This window comes from Ohtaekwangia sp. (assembly GCF_036568665.1).
Classification (GTDB): domain Bacteria; phylum Bacteroidota; class Bacteroidia; order Cytophagales; family Cyclobacteriaceae; genus Ohtaekwangia.
Genome location: NZ_DATCSD010000389.1, coordinates 61,132 through 76,538, shown reverse-complemented (window position 1 = coordinate 76,538; position 15,407 = coordinate 61,132). Strand labels below are relative to the sequence as shown.

At 44.4% G+C, this 15,407-nt stretch carries 11 protein-coding genes; 4 read left to right on the top strand and 7 right to left on the bottom strand.

From position 1 onward, the window contains the following. The coding region (locus VIN08_RS22950) for an aspartyl protease family protein (RefSeq protein WP_331970350.1) at positions 1-683 on the bottom strand (683 nt) is incomplete at its 3' end. 185 nt (positions 684-868) lie between these two features. Here VIN08_RS22950 and VIN08_RS22945 point away from each other — a divergent pair. Continuing rightward, on the top strand, positions 869-1,213 hold the full coding sequence (locus VIN08_RS22945) for a hypothetical protein (RefSeq protein ID WP_331970347.1): 345 nt from the start codon (positions 869-871) through the stop codon (positions 1,211-1,213). Positions 1,214-1,239: 26 nt separating this feature from the next. Here VIN08_RS22945 and VIN08_RS22940 read toward each other — a convergent pair whose 3' ends face one another. Both VIN08_RS22940 and rhaT read right to left on the bottom strand, forming a co-directional pair. Further along, on the bottom strand, positions 1,240-3,180 hold the full coding sequence (locus tag VIN08_RS22940; protein WP_331970344.1) for a 7TM diverse intracellular signaling domain-containing protein: 1,941 nt from the start codon (positions 3,178-3,180) through the stop codon (positions 1,240-1,242). Positions 3,181-3,384: 204 nt separating this feature from the next. Continuing rightward, positions 3,385-4,443 (bottom strand): L-rhamnose/proton symporter RhaT, encoded by a 1,059-nt coding sequence (gene rhaT / locus VIN08_RS22935; RefSeq protein ID WP_331970341.1) that lies wholly within the window; start codon positions 4,441-4,443, stop codon positions 3,385-3,387. Positions 4,444-4,747: 304 nt separating this feature from the next. On the opposite strand from rhaT, the gene VIN08_RS22930 reads away from it, so the two are divergent. From VIN08_RS22930 to VIN08_RS22920, 3 genes are all read left to right on the top strand, one after another. Further along, positions 4,748-6,310, top strand: coding sequence for a sulfatase (locus VIN08_RS22930; protein WP_331970338.1), 1,563 nt, complete (start codon positions 4,748-4,750; stop codon positions 6,308-6,310). Between the two features lie 100 nt (positions 6,311-6,410). Next, a complete protein-coding gene (locus VIN08_RS22925) occupies positions 6,411-6,956 on the top strand; it encodes a gluconate 2-dehydrogenase subunit 3 family protein (RefSeq protein ID WP_331970335.1) in 546 nt (181 codons plus the stop codon). A 4-nt stretch (positions 6,957-6,960) separates the two neighbouring features. Next, the gene (locus VIN08_RS22920; RefSeq protein ID WP_331970332.1) at positions 6,961-8,664 is read left to right on the top strand and encodes a GMC family oxidoreductase; all 1,704 of its coding nucleotides are present in this window, start codon (positions 6,961-6,963) and stop codon (positions 8,662-8,664) included. A 226-nt stretch (positions 8,665-8,890) separates the two neighbouring features. Here the strand turns inward: VIN08_RS22920 and VIN08_RS22915 are convergent, their stop codons facing one another. The 4 genes from VIN08_RS22915 to VIN08_RS22900 form a co-directional block, all read right to left on the bottom strand. Continuing rightward, on the bottom strand, positions 8,891-11,182 hold the full coding sequence (locus tag VIN08_RS22915; RefSeq protein ID WP_331970329.1) for a GH92 family glycosyl hydrolase: 2,292 nt from the start codon (positions 11,180-11,182) through the stop codon (positions 8,891-8,893). 255 nt (positions 11,183-11,437) lie between these two features. Next, positions 11,438-13,735, bottom strand: a complete 2,298-nt coding sequence (locus tag VIN08_RS22910) for a GH92 family glycosyl hydrolase (RefSeq protein WP_331970326.1) — start codon at positions 13,733-13,735, stop codon at positions 11,438-11,440. A 117-nt stretch (positions 13,736-13,852) separates the two neighbouring features. Further along, entirely contained in the window at positions 13,853-14,521 is a 669-nt protein-coding gene (locus VIN08_RS22905) for a phosphoribosyltransferase (protein ID WP_331970323.1), read from the bottom strand. Positions 14,522-14,632: 111 nt separating this feature from the next. Continuing rightward, the gene (locus tag VIN08_RS22900; RefSeq protein ID WP_331970320.1) at positions 14,633-15,364 is read right to left on the bottom strand and encodes a VIT1/CCC1 transporter family protein; all 732 of its coding nucleotides are present in this window, start codon (positions 15,362-15,364) and stop codon (positions 14,633-14,635) included. Positions 15,365-15,407 lie beyond the last annotated feature (43 nt).

Here is a 15,407-nt window from a genome sequence, read left to right as displayed (position 1 = left end):
CCTACAATCTTTAGCTTCTCACCGAGCTTGTTATCACCACTAAATTTATCATCAAACAGGATGGCTCCTGCATAGCCGGAGTGGATTAAAAAACGATTCTTGAAGCTCGCATCTCCAATCACACATTCTGCCTCCACAAACATAAATTCCTGCTCGCGCGTCAGTTTCAATTTTTCATATCGCCTGGTCTTCTTAGGAAGGCTCTCCCGGAGTATAATAATATTCCGATCGAAATCTATCTCGATAACTTTCTCCTGAAATAAGTCAATACCAAGCTTACCATCGGTTTGCTGCCCGGAGTATTTGTTTTCGAAGATCTCCAGGTCATGCCACGTCAAATCGCCAATGCGCAATACATTGCCGCTGCTTCTTCGCGAAGTATTACCATCGCCTCCCCAACTGGAAGTTGTATAGGTGCTGTCAAAGTGTAGTGTCGTTGTTCGTTTCACGGCTTCCTCTATAAGTGAAACAGAATTTGCAGCCGTATGAAACATGAAATGAACGGTATCTTTTCCATTCACAACAGCCTCTATAGAAAGGTTGTTATAGTCTGTAAGATGAAAAGGAATGACATACTCCTTCTTGTGTTCACTCCTGTTCTTGTGCGCTTGTCCGTAAACTGTATTACAGAAAGCGATTGATAGTATCAGTATAATTAGTCCGGTTCTTGTAGGGTTGCGCATAACCTCTCCGTTGGGTTAGAAGTAAATATACAGGAAGCTATCAGAAAATAGAATTGTATGTCCGGTTGCGTTCGTTTGTCCTATGCACGACAAATTCGAACATCGCAGTGTCCTACATTCGTATATCCTATATCTGCACGTAAGAGCACAGATATATTACAAAATCGCAACAAAACACATTTCTGATGAAACTCTCAGCAAAAGCTCACGGTATACTCGACTACGTTGTGGTAATCTTTCTATTGGCATCGCCCACTATATTCGGATTGCCAGCTACAACAGCAATCTTTACATATATACTCGGCCTGATACATCTGCTTCTGACGGTAGCCACTGATTTCCCCGTGGGGATTGTCAGAATTATACCATTTAAAATTCATGGGTATATAGAATTGATAGTATCCTTTACGCTGATTGCTATTGCCTTCTGGCTGGCAAAATATGATGGCGCCATCGCCAGAAATTATTACCTCGCCTTTGGCTCAGTTGTCTTTCTTACGTGGTTAATAACAGACTACAAAGAGAATTGACTACATGAAAGATCAGATGAGGTTGCTCACTCCCCTTCCCCTAACGAAGTAACACTTTTCTCCGAACGCGGTTTCTTAGAAGTCTTTCCGCTGCCTTCGGGCAAGAGTATAACTTCTTCCCAGCGCGAAGCGTTTGGTCTTCTTCCTTTTTTCTCAAGTTCGTGTATACGCTCGGTTACTTTGTGTCTAAAACCCCACAACGTATTCACACGAAGTTCCAGCTGTTCTGCAAGGCTTTCAAGTGTATAGTCTTTATGTCCTAACACGGTGAGGTACGCTATATAGAAAGCTTTTTCGATCGGGAATTTAATACTGTGAAATATAGTATACGCAGTGATGGATTCATTATAGCCGCAGCGTGTGCACCTGCGCGCAAATTTCTGTGCACCGTCAAAATACTTTCCATTACCACACTTGCGACAATGAAATGCTTTGGTCCACTTCAAATTTTCGAGGGAGCGATAGCAGGCAAGCGTATCCGGATATAGGGTCTTAAACTGGCTATAGTCCATGTTCTTCTCCATCAATCGCTCGTTGAGCACTTCCTTGATGCTGTTCTTCAGTTTCCAGTTGTCAAGGTCGAGTATAGAGTTAATCTGGTTGATCTCCAGCGACTGCCGCTCAAGCTTGGCATTGGTTTCTTCCAACTGCTGGTTTTTCTCATTCAGCTCAAGCATACGTTCGGTAACCTTCTGCTCCAACTCGCGGTTTACTTTATCCTTGAGCTGCATATTTACTTCATGCTGGTGGATGATGCGCTTCAAGGCACGATCGCGCATATCTTTTAAAATGCGAATCCTGTCGCCAAGCGCAAACGTGAGGAACAACATCTCCAATACAAAACTGAAATGCAGGCTGTAGTGCAGTGCTGTAGTAAAGGGCAGTGCATTGAAATATACCAGCGTGCGAATAAAGAACCCGGTAAAGAGTATACCGTAAGCAATAACAAAGAAACGTGCAGGTCGGTAGCCCTGCTTCCATACTTTTATACCGGTATAAAAGATCAGCGACAGTGGTATAATTTCTACGTTACGATACGTGAGTAACTGAGGCAGAAAGAATAACTCAATCACAAACCAGACCGAACGTATTCCAATCATCCACTGCAAAGCCTTGTCGAGTATAGGAACGTTGGCCCGTGTACTCAAAAATCTGCGGGTAAAGATCAAACCCCAGAGTATTACTAAATACAACGTGATCCCCACGGCATAATTATTCCATTCCGGGTGCTTCGGCCACAAGTATTGAAAGCCTATACCATCGTAACTCATCGCATACGCAGCTACACTTAAAATATAAATGATATAGTATATATTCTTGATCTCGCGGATGGCCACGTATACCAGGAAGTTATACAGGCTGATGATGAGGATCATGCCATAGAACGTACCAAACAAAAAGTATTCATTCAGCGCATAATATATAAAGCGATCTACCGAGCGGAAGGCGATGCGTATATCCGCAAACTCATGGGAGCGTACGTTGAAGTAATAGTACATCAACGTATCGGATTTTATGTCGAGTATAATTTCAAAGTTCTTGTGGCGCAACGTTCGCTGCGGAAATGGCTGGCTATCGCCCATCAGTACATTTCGATACGAACCGTTCTCTTGCGGCACGTATGCTTCTATATGATCGATCGTCTGATCATAAAATTCAAGCAACCAGACTTTACTCGTTTCAGCATTATGTCGTATCGGAATGCGTATCCAGTACGAAGCATTTCGCTTGAAGTCTTTGTTCTGATACGATGAATGCGTCTGAAAGCGATTGGAAAAACTATTGGACGATACCTGGTAAAAAGTAAGTGCGTTGGTAGTATCGAGATAGAACTCTAACTCATATGGCATAAAGTTCCGCTCAACATAGCTGTCGTCTACTTCGAATATACGCTGCTGTCCATGCGCTACACACGTTATCAACAACATACTCAAAAAGAGCAGGCTAAAGCGAAGGTGGGTGTTCACGGGTAAATTCCGAAGGAAAGTGCATACCAGCATTCTCTGACGACCAGCATAAAAATTTGGCCACAGAAAGGAAATCTTTCGAGACGTCATGGATGCCATTGGTTGTGGCCGGAAATATCGGAAGAATTTTCCGATCGAAAGAATTCAATTATTCCAATGGTCTTACATGTTCTTGACGCATGCCTCCGCAATCCATTTGTAAAGTTACATCACTAAAGAATTTCCATAGCCTACAATAATCACGGAGAGAATAATCGTGATAATACCCTGCATAATAGCAGAGAATGTTTTGCGGCTCACACCTTTCCACTCTTTCAGCAGAATGCCCCACATACTGGAAACAAGAATGATAAACGCCATGTGCAATATCCACGAGCTGGCACCGTTACCCAGTTTACTCTCGCCCATACCATAAAAGAAAAATTGCAAAAACCACGTGGTGCCTGCAACAGCAGCAAATATATAGTTACCCAGCAACGGCACCGATTGATTGGCATAATCACGGAATGTTCCGTTGCGAGCATTCAGCAAAACGCACCAGATAAAATTGGTGGTGAGTCCGCCCCAGAGTAATACAACAAAAATTACATTGTTCTGAAAGAGCGGATTACTGCCATTGGCAACGGCTGCTTCGGCCATAGGCTTTCCGGCTTCTATACCAAAATTGAAACAGGCACTTAACACTCCGGAGATAACAGCAACGATCAACCCCTTCGATAAATTAAATTCCTGTATACTCTTCTTCTTCTGTTCTTCAGTCAGCTCTTTTTCTTTCATAACCCCTGCACGGCCACAAATAAAAATTCCGAGCAGGCACACTACTACACCTGTTAATACAACTTGCCCTCCGGTGCTGCCGATCATGGCAGAGAAAGTATATTGTGTTTGATGCGTAAACAAATCGCGATAGATCGGTGGCACCAATGAACCAAATGCAGAAGTGAGTCCGAGTATAACAGACATACCGAGCGATAATCCGAGATAGCGCATGCCCAATCCAAACGTGAGTCCGCCAATGCCCCACAACAACCCCATAAAGAAAGTCCAGAAGATCGTTGAGGCATCTGTACGTTTGATGATGTCCATAAACCCAGGCACTGTTAACCACGCAGCCAGCAGTGGTATAAAAAGCCACGAGAATAATCCACCTACAATCCAGTAACTCTCCCACGCCCATCCTTTTACTTTTTTATAAGGAATATAAAAACTGCCCGAAGCAAAACCTCCAATAAAATGATATACAATACCGGCTATAACATGCATACGCAAAATATATTTCAGCGAATATTCAATTCTATCGAGAGAAACTGTCCTGAACTATCCTGTTGGAAAAGCGCTGGCAGTGTAAGTGTGAAATTTATAGTTCGTTTATAAAATCTCATCTGCGTTAATCTGCGGGAAACAAATAGCAGTGAATTGATCGTAGTGCGGGTGTGTAACCGAAGTATAAATATACTCTTCTCACTTTCTTATCTTCCACAACCTGCATGCATTCCGTGTAAATCTGTTCCCGATAGCTATCGGGATGTGGCAAATAAATTGACTATATTGCTTAACACCCTTCATTATGACGCGCATCGTATTTTATATACAACGTTCAATCCAATGTTGCATTCTGCTTTCACTGCTGGCAGGTTGCCAAAAACAGAAAACACCAGAAGCTGTTGCTATTAAAACGATCAGCAACACAAAACCCCGCAATGTCATTTTTATTTTATCAGACGATCATCGCTACGATTTCATGGGCTTCACCGGCAAAGTACCGGGACTGAAAACTCCGAACCTTGATAAACTTGCCAGTGAGGGAGCGCATTGTGTAAACGCATTTGTAAGCACAGCCCTATGTTCACCGAGTCGTGCTTCTATTCTTACAGGTCAATATGCACATACGCATACCATCGTAGATAATCAGGCACCGATGCCGGAAGGACTGGTTATGTTTCCGCAATACTTACAACGGGTGGGCTACCAGACGGCGTTCTTTGGCAAATGGCACATGGGCAATCAGAACGATGCTCCGCAAAAAGGATTTGATCATTGGGTAAGTTTTAAAGGTCAGGGTGTATATTATAATCCCGTGTTGAATGTCAATGGCAAACAGGTTACCTATAGCGATAGCACCTATATAACCGATCTGCTCACAGACCATGCGCTCGACTGGCTGAAGAAGCGTGATGCGGATAAACCCTTTTTCTTATACCTCTCTAATAAAGCCGTGCATGCCGAGTTTATGCCGGCCAAACGCCACAAGGGTATATATAAAGATCAGAAGATCGAATATCCGCCATCCATGTTTCTCACTGTGACGGATACCAGCAAGTCGTTCGCGCTAAGCAAAAAACAACTGCCGCTGGAGAAATCGATCAAAGCGAATCTGCGTGATATACCTGAGTGGGTACGAAAGCAACGCTATAGCTGGCATGGTGTAGACTATATGTATCACGGACAAATTTCGTTTGAAGATTTTTACCGGCAGTACCTCGAAGTATTATTAAGTGTAGATGAAAATATAGGGCGTATACTCGATTACCTCAAGGCATCGGGGTTGGACGAATCAACGATGATCATTTACATGGGCGACAATGGTTTTTCATTTGGCGAGCATGGCCTCATTGACAAGCGGCACATGTATGAAGAATCTATGCGTGTGCCATTGCTGGTGCGATGCCCGGAAATTGTTGAAGCTGACACGAAGATCAATGCGATGATTCAGAACATCGACATTGCTCCTACAATTCTCGAACTCGCGGGTGTACAAAAACCGGAGCAGATGCAAGGTATGTCGTTCATGCCACTGCTACAGCGTAAAGAAGTTGCCTGGCGTGATAAGGTCTTTTATGAATATTATTGGGAAGATGCCTTTCCACAAACACCCACTATTTTTGGCGTACGTACCAACCGTTATAAATATATTTTCAATCATGGCGTTTGGGATATCAATGAGTTGTACGATCTGCAAAACGATCCGTGGGAAGTAAACAATCTTATTCGCGATCCTGCTTACGATTCGTTAGCCGAAAGTCTCCGCAATGAAATGTGGACATGGCTGGAAAAAACACATGGCGAACATATACCGCTCAAAAGAATTTTGGGGAAGAAAAACGACCATTTATACAGGGGCACTTATTAATCTTATCAATGTGCCGACAGATCGTAGAAATAGTCTCGCGCAATTTGATTTTATGCATTAGATTTATCTTTCGAATTGCATAAACCTACTACAACCAAATATGAACAGACGTCTGGTATTAAAACAACTGGCGATGGCAACCGCGGGAGCTATGCTTTTGCCTGCTTGTGGGGTAGATCCGAAGAAAGTTTCCATCGCGCTGAACCACCTCAACATTACAGGGGATGAAGAAGATCTGCTCGCTGACATCGCGGATACAATTATTCCTGCTACCAATACTCCGGGAGCAAAAACTGTAGGAGCACATTTGTTTACGCTCGTGATGGTGGATGACTGCCTCAGTAAAGAAGAGCAGGAAAAATATCTGAGTGGCATGCGCTCATTCAACGACAAAACCAAAGAGCTTTACGGTAAATCATTTACCAAAGCATCACCGGAAGATCGCCTGCAACAGCTCACATCATTGGAGAAAGACGCAGAAAAATTACCGGAAGATCTCAAGACCTTCTACTCGCGCACGCGCCAATTTGTAGTGCAAGGCTATACGCAATCACAACATTTTCTTACCGATATTAAACCGTATCAGTTAGTGCCCGGTCCGCACTTCAAAGGATGTATACCGGTAACTGAACAAAACCCCGCATAAGCTCATGGCAAACCTGAATATAGATTCTGTTAAAGAACGCACATACGATGCGATCGTGATTGGCTCCGGTATAAGCGGTGGCTGGTCTGCAAAGGAACTTACTGAACGCGGATTGAAAACACTGGTGCTGGAACGCGGCCGCGATGTAAAACACAACGTGGATTATCCTACCACGAACATGATGCCGTGGGAGTTTAAACACCGCGGACAAATTCCGCAGGAGATACAAGATGCGAATCCGGTAGTGAGTCGCTGCTATGCTTTCCGTGAAGATGCCATGCACTTTTTCGTGAAAGACAATGACCATCCGTATGTACAGGAAAAACCATTCGACTGGATTCGCGGATACCAGGTAGGTGGTAAATCTCTCCTGTGGGCAAGACAAACGCAACGCTGGAGTGAATTTGATTTTGAAGGACCAAAGCGCGATGGCTTCGCAGTGGATTGGCCGATACGCTATAAAGATCTGGCGCCCTGGTATAGCCACGTTGAAAAGTTTGCCGGTATATCCGGTAATAAAGATGGTATACCTGAATTGCCCGATGGAGAGTTTCTTCCTCCTATAGAACTTACCTGTGTTGAAAAACACTTCAAGGAACAGGTAGCGAAATATTATCAGAATCGTCACGTGATCATGGCGCGTTGTGCGCACATCACAGAACCACAACCTATACATCTGCAGCAAGGGCGTACGCAGTGTCAGCACAGAACACTGTGCCAGCGCGGATGTCCGTTCGGTGGATACTTCAGCAGTAACTCATCTACGTTACCGTGGGCTGCACGCACCGGTAAAATGACGCTGCGTCCTAACTCGGTTGTTCATTCCATCATCTACGATGAAACCAAAGGAAAAGCAACGGGTGTACAAGTGATCGATGCACTTACCAAAGAAACGGTGGAGTACTATGCACCGATCATCTTTGTCAATGCAGCAGCGTTAAATACAAATCTTATACTGCTTAACTCCAAGTCTAATCGCTTCCCGAATGGTTTGGGTAATGATAACGGACTGTTGGGTAAATATGTAGCATTCCATAATTACCGTGCACGTATCTCGGCTGAGTACGATGGCTTCATGGACTCTATGACCAAAGGACGCAGGCCTACCGGCGGATATATACCTCGCTTCCGGAATGTATATAAGCAGGAAACAGATTTCCTTCGCGGATATGCAGCGGGCTTTGGTGCCGAGCGCTATAATGAAATGGATCACGATGGACTTGGAACTTCACTGAAAGATAAACTGGCTCAAACCAAACTCGGCCCATGGCGCGTAGGCTCACACATGATGGGCGAAACCATTCCGAAAGAAACCAACTATGTAGCGCTTGATCCTACACAGAAAGATGAGTGGGGCATGCCGCGTCTCAAAATCTCCATCGACTATGATAATAACGATGAGAAGATGGTTGCCGATTTCTTCGAACAACTTACCGAGATGTATACCAAAGCTGGCTTCACAAACATTCAGACTTTCGACTCCAAACAAGCTCCGGGTCTTGATATACATGAGATGGGCGGTGTGCGTATGGGGCGCGATCCGAAAACTTCGTTGCTCAATGAATGGAACCAGCTTCACGCCTGCAAAAATGTATTCGTAACAGACGGTGCCTGCATGACTTCTACATCAACACAAAATCCTTCCCTTACCTATATGGCGTTCTCTGCCCGCTCGGTAGACTACGCGGTAAAGAATGTGAAGGCGTAAGACGCAAGTATATATTTACTTTCAATAAAAAAATCCACCGGTATATTCGATTCGGTGGATTTTTTGTTACTCCTATTTTTACCTGAAAGGATAAAATCAAAATGTTCAGTTTTTAACGAAAATCTGGACAGATGCTAACTATCGCTGTAAAAACTGGACAGATAGCGATTTCTGTCCAGTTTTCTGTTATTCACTCTCTAATCAATTGGTTTTCAAAAGAGTGTTATTATTTCCTGGGCTTGGCACTCATGTAAAACACAAGTTTGCCGCCTTTGGTGATGTCTTCGTGAGTGAGATATAGCCGGGTGAGCGGCTTATCGTTCAGCGTTACTTTCTGAACATATACATTCTTGTCACTCTGATTTTTCACTTCGATCGCGAATGTTTTACCATTCTCCAATGGAAGTATAGCAGAATGTATAGCCGGACTACCCAGTGCATATTGATCCGACCCTGGTGCTACCGGGTAGAAGCCGAGCGATGTAAATATATACCAGGCACTCATCTGCCCGCAATCATCATTACCTCCTAATCCGTCCGGTGCCGGATGATATTGTTTCTTCAGGATCATACGAACGCGTTCCTGCGTTTTCCACGGTTGGTCTGTCCAGTTATAAAGGTATGCAACATGGTGAGCCGGTTCGTTGCCATGCACATAATTACCGATTATACCATCGCGTGTTATGTCTTCTGTATGTGCGAAAAATTCATCGGGCAAGTTCATTGTAAACAATGAATCCAAATGTTGAACGAAGCGCTTCTTCCCTCCCATCACAGCAATCATCTGCTCGGGATCTTGCGGAACATATAAACTATAATTCCATGCATTACCTTCAATAAAACCCTGGCCATGTGTACTCAATACATCAAACTCTTTTCTGAAAGTACCATCGCTTAGTTTTGGTCGCATATAGCCGGTGGAAGCATCATATACATTCTTCCAGTTTTGCGAACGCTTCATATACTCGGTATATATATCCTGGCGGTTCAGCTTCTTCGCCATTTGTGCTATTGCCCAGTCATCATACGCATACTCCAGCGTTTTGGAAACAGAAGAGCCGCTCTTATCTTCCGGCACATAACCGGATTTCATATAGTATTCTATTCCATCATACGAGCCATGACGCGAAGTGGCTATACAGGCATTCAGTGCATGCATGGCATCGCCCTGAAAAGTTCCTTTTACAATAGCATCCGCTACAACGGAAGTACTGTGATAGCCAATCATACACCAGTTCTCATTCGCATGATGCGACCATACCGGTAACATCTTATGCACGCTCTGATCGTAGTGCGCCAGCATCGACTGCACCATATCGGAGTTACGCTTCGGTTGTATAATGTTAAAGAGCGGATGCAACGCGCGGTAAGTATCCCATAGGGAGAACGTTGTATAGTTTGTAAAATTACTCGCAGCATGATTACCCTGATCGAGTCCACGATACTGGCCATTCACATCCATATAGGTTGTAGGGCCGAGGAAGGTATGATAGAGTGCTGTATAAAAGTTCACCATATCATCGCGGGTACCGGCTTTGATCTGCACACGCTGCAATTCTTTTTCCCATTGTTGCTGACCGGCCAGTTTTGCTTTCTCAAAATTCCAATGTGGTATCTCTGCCTGCAGGTTCTCCAGCGCACCCGTTGTGCTTACTGGCGACAGGGCTACTTTTATCTTGATCGCTTCGCCCGCAGTTGTGTTAAAGTCAAAGTACATGCGCAATTGCTCGCCTGCTGCCTCGGGGAAATTCTTCGACTGATCGAATTTTCTCCAGAAGCCCTTATATACATGCGGATTGGAAAAATCTTTCACACCATACTGTTGTATAGGTTTAGAGAACGTCATGGCAAAATATACTGTGCGCGTACGGGCCCAGCCATTCGTCTGGCGATAGCCGGTGATCAGGGTGTCGTTCTCTACACGTACAAAAGTCCACACATTCTTGTCGGTATAATTATATATACCATAGATCAGGTCGAAGATGATGTGCGCCTGTCCTGCTTCAGGGAAAGTATATTGATGAAATCCTACACGGTTGCTGGTGGTTAATTCAGCCACTATATTTCCTTCATCCAGTTTTACTTTATAATAGTTCGGTGCGGCAACCTCATTGCTGTGCGAGAACGAAGAACGAAAACCACTCTTCGGATTCTGCTCGGTGCCGGGATTCAGTTGAAGTTTACCAACCGAAGGCATGATCAGGAAATCACCCAGATCTGAATGTCCCGTTCCGCTGAAGTGTGTATGGCTGAATCCTACAATGGTAGGATCATCGTACTGATATCCCGCACAGTATTTATATACCAGCGGATTGTAATGATTATCGACCTCATACGGAATCGTATCCGTCTCCGGACTCAACTGCACCATCCCAAAAGGAACGGTTGCCCCCGGGTAAGTATGTCCCATCTTATGTGTACCAATAAGAGGATTTACATATTGAACAAGATTATCCTGCGCATGCAGACTGTTGCCTGTGAGTATAAGAACCAGTAAAGCGAGAAGTGTATATTTCATCTGAACTGTTTATCCGTTAATCGTTATTTGTTATTCGTTATCCGTGAGTGTGTGGTTGAGAGTGAATTTGGTGTAGTCGGGTGTTTCCACCGGACTGGGTGCAGAGGCAAAGTATATATACCTCATCTCTTGCTTTGCTCTGCCTCGAAGAAGGGTATATTTCCTTTCCCCGTGTGTCAGGTCAAAACACCTGACACCACTGATGCTGCACTACTTTAAACTTTAAACTTTAAACCTTGAACTTTGACCTCACGCCTACTTCTTCTCGTCTTTCGAAAAAGAATATGGCATATCCTCTTCCTTCACACCACGTTGTTTTTCCGGTGTGGCCTGCATAGTGAAATCAAGCGTAGCGCCTTGCGACAGGGTTGTGTGCGATAGCCAGTTCTTAGTATATATTTCGCCATTCAATTTGGCTTCGGATATATATAGATTGCTTTCGCTGCTGTTGGGAGCATTGATCACAATTTGTTTTCCGTTCTCCAGCGTAAGTGTAGCTTTTTTAAACAGCGGTGTTCCCACTATATATTGATCGGTAGCAGGGCAAACCGGATAAAAACCTAACGCTGAAAAAACATACCACGCAGAAGTTTGTCCGTTGTCTTCATCACCGCAGTAACCATCGGGTGTTGGCAGGTATAATTTTCGCATCGTTTCGCGAATCCAGTATTGTGCTTTCCAGGGTTGTCCTGCATAGTTATACAGGTATATCATGTGTTGTATCGGCTGGTTACCATGCGCATATTGTCCCATATCAGCGATCTGCATTTCACGAATTTCGTGTATCGTACCACCGTAATAACTATCATCAAATACAGGCGGGAGTATAAATACAGAATCAAGCTTCGAAGCAAATTTATCTTTACCGCCCATCAGGTCCATCAAACCCTGCACATCGTGAAATACAGACCACGTATAGTGCCAGCTATTGCCTTCGGTAAATGCATCGCCCCATTTAAAAGGATTGAAGGGTGATTGAAAACTTCCATCTTTATTCTTGCCACGCATCAACCCGGTTTGCTTATCAAATATATTCCGGTAATTCTGGCAACGCTTGGCAAACAAGCTCAACTCTTTCTTGGGGCGACCCAATGCTTTTGCCAATTGATATATAGCGAAGTCATCATACGCATACTCTAATGTGCGGGCAGCATTCTCGTTGATGTCAACATCATACGGCACATAGCCAAGTGTATTATAGTATTGCACTCCGGCACGACCTACAGCTGTAAGCGGACCGGCCTGCTCTGAATTTTTCAGCACGGCTTCATACAATGTATTTACATCATACCCACGCATGCCTTTTATATAGGCATCGGCAACAATGGAAGCCGAGTTCGATCCGATCATTACATTGCGCAGACCGGGACTCGCCCACTCCGGCAGCCAGCCTCCTTCTTTATAGGCATTCACCAATCCCTCCTGCATGTGTGCACTCAAGGATGGATACATCAGGTTGAGGAATGGAAACAGCGATCGGAACGTATCCCAGAAACCTGTATCGGTAAACATATAGCCAGGCAGTACATTTCCATTATACGGACTATAGTGTATCACTTTACCCGAAGCATCGTGTTCATAGAATTTGCGCGGGAAGAGTAAAGCTCTGTATAAACACGAATAGAATGTACGAAGCTGATCGATCGTGCCACCTTCTACGGCTATACGACCAAGCTCTTTGTTCCAGGCATCTTTACCCTTTTGTTTTACAGTCTCAAAATTATCGCTGCCCAGTTCTTTCAGGTTTAATTCAGCTTGCTCTATACTGATAAACGAAGAGGCCACACGCAAATGTACCTGTTCACCTTTTTTGGTTTTAAAACCAACTACAGCACCGGCATGGTCTGCGGTGATCTCGTAACCTTCCAGAAGTCGGTGATTGCTCCACGTCTTGGCCAGATCAAACGACTTATCGAAGTACATCACAAAGTAATTTTTGAAATTCTTCGGCACGCCACCACTGTTGCGTGTGGTATAGCCGATGATCTTTTTCTCAGCCGGTATAACTTTTACATACGAACCACGATTGAAAGCATCCACTACGATAGTAGCAGAGTCTGTTTTAGGGAATGTAAATCGAAATATAGCGGCACGTTCGGTAGGCGCTATCTCTGTCGTAATATTATGATCTGCCAGGTAAACACTATAGTAGTAAGGCTTGGCAATTTCTGCTTTGTGCGAGAACCAGCTTGCACGAGTCTCTTCACTCAGTTTGATCTTTCCATTTACCGGCATAATGGAGAACTGACCATAGTCGTTCATCCACGGAGAAGGCTGATGTGTTTGTTTGAAACCTTTGATGCGCGTGCCATCATACGTATAGGCCCAGCCGCTTCCCATCTTTCCGGTTTGTGGCATCCAGAAGTTCATGCCCCACGGTAAAGCAATAGCAGGATAAGTATTGCCATTGGAGAGTTCGGGCGATGATGCTGTACCAATAATGGGGTCTACATATTCCGTAAGATCTGAAGAGGGTTTTGTTACTTCCTGTGCGAATACCGGAACAGAAAGTGCGACTGCCAGTAAGCAGCCGGAGAGTATGCGGGATATCATACACGAAAATATTAAACGGGAATGTAAATCCCATCAACTTCTCTGACCCACGGAGCAAGAACCTATGTTACCGGCTATATTTTATTCACACAGACTGCCGTGCGTTTTTCCGTGTGCCTATAATAAAGAGTATAGGCTTTTGGTCTGCGGAGTCTTTGCCCTAACCAGAAGGGCCCTTACCTCATCCTCTTTAATGGTCGGCAGCTCGGTATAGAGTGTGCGAAGCGAATCGGCACCGGCCTCACAGCGAAGAAATACTATGTCGTCTGCTTCTTTCGTCAGGTGTTCGAGCACTTCCGGTTTTACAAGCGGAACGGCCACTACCAGTTGTGCAGGTTTATGTTTACGAATGCTGCGTACACATGCCAGCACAGCTGCACTCTCTTCCAGCACATCGTCTACAACAATGACGGTCTTTCCTGTAAAAGACGGACGCGGTTGATTGGCATAGTAAAAATTATACTCCCGTTCGATGCCAATGCGCGCCAGCATAATCTGATGGTATATATAGTCTTGTGGAATGTGAAGGATGTCTTCATAGATCAATACATCTTCTATACTGACGGAACCAATAATCTGTGAACTGTTACCGGGATGTTTAATCTTGCGACAAGGCAGTACATCAAAAGAAAGTGCCAGGGCTTGTGCTATCTCAAAACCTACAACGGCACCCCCATGCGCCAGTGCCACGATCATGCTTTGCGAATGCTGATGCATTACCAGTTTGCGGGCGAGCAGATGGCCCGCATGTACACGGTCATATAAAGCAATATCTTCCCGTACCATGCAGCGTTGAACTCACAAGAAAGTTAGCGCTTTCCCATGAGCGCAACGTAGCTATACCGACAGTTTATTTGCGTGCTTCAACATGCATTGCAAAGCACGTGTACACATTTATTATGTGAGTAGTTTCTCGAGGTAATCGCCCAGCAGGTAAGCAGCCATGGCAGCAGCTGTTCCCAGTACTAATGTTTCCGTGATACTGCGAAGAAGGCTCGCTTGTGTTACATAGGTTTTGATATAGCCTATAAAAATAAAGGTGAGTAACGTTACGATCGATGATACCAGGAACGGACTCATGCCTGCACCACCGCTATAGGTAATGAAATAAGCAACAAGCGGTATAGCTCCTGCTATAATAAATGCTGACAATGTAGAGAGCCCGGACTTCAAGGGAGATTTTTTATGTTCGGATAATCCCAGCTCATCTTTCATCATCGTATCCAGCCATACTTGCTTGTTGGAAGTAATGCGGTTCACAACCATTTCCAGTTCTTTGCCTTCAAAGCCTTTGTTCCTATAGATGAGTTCTACTTCCTGTCGTTCTACATCGGGCATGTTTTCAATCTCCCAGGCTTCTATACGAAGATGCTTCTGATAATTATCCTGTTCGGATTTGTTGGAGAGATAACTCCCTATCGACATAGAGAGTCCGTCTGCAATAAGATTAGCCATGCCGAGGATGAGTATAATATTGATGTTCAGGTTTGCTCCGGCTGCTCCGGCTACAACAGCAAAAGTGGTAACAATACCATCAATCGATCCATACACCAGTTCCGGAAGATACTTTTCGAATCGGTTAGTCCAGGAACTCTTGGTATGCTCGGAGTCGTTCAATTCAATTTCCATACGCTGCCATTATCTTCATCAAATATAAAGAGGGATCTGCAGC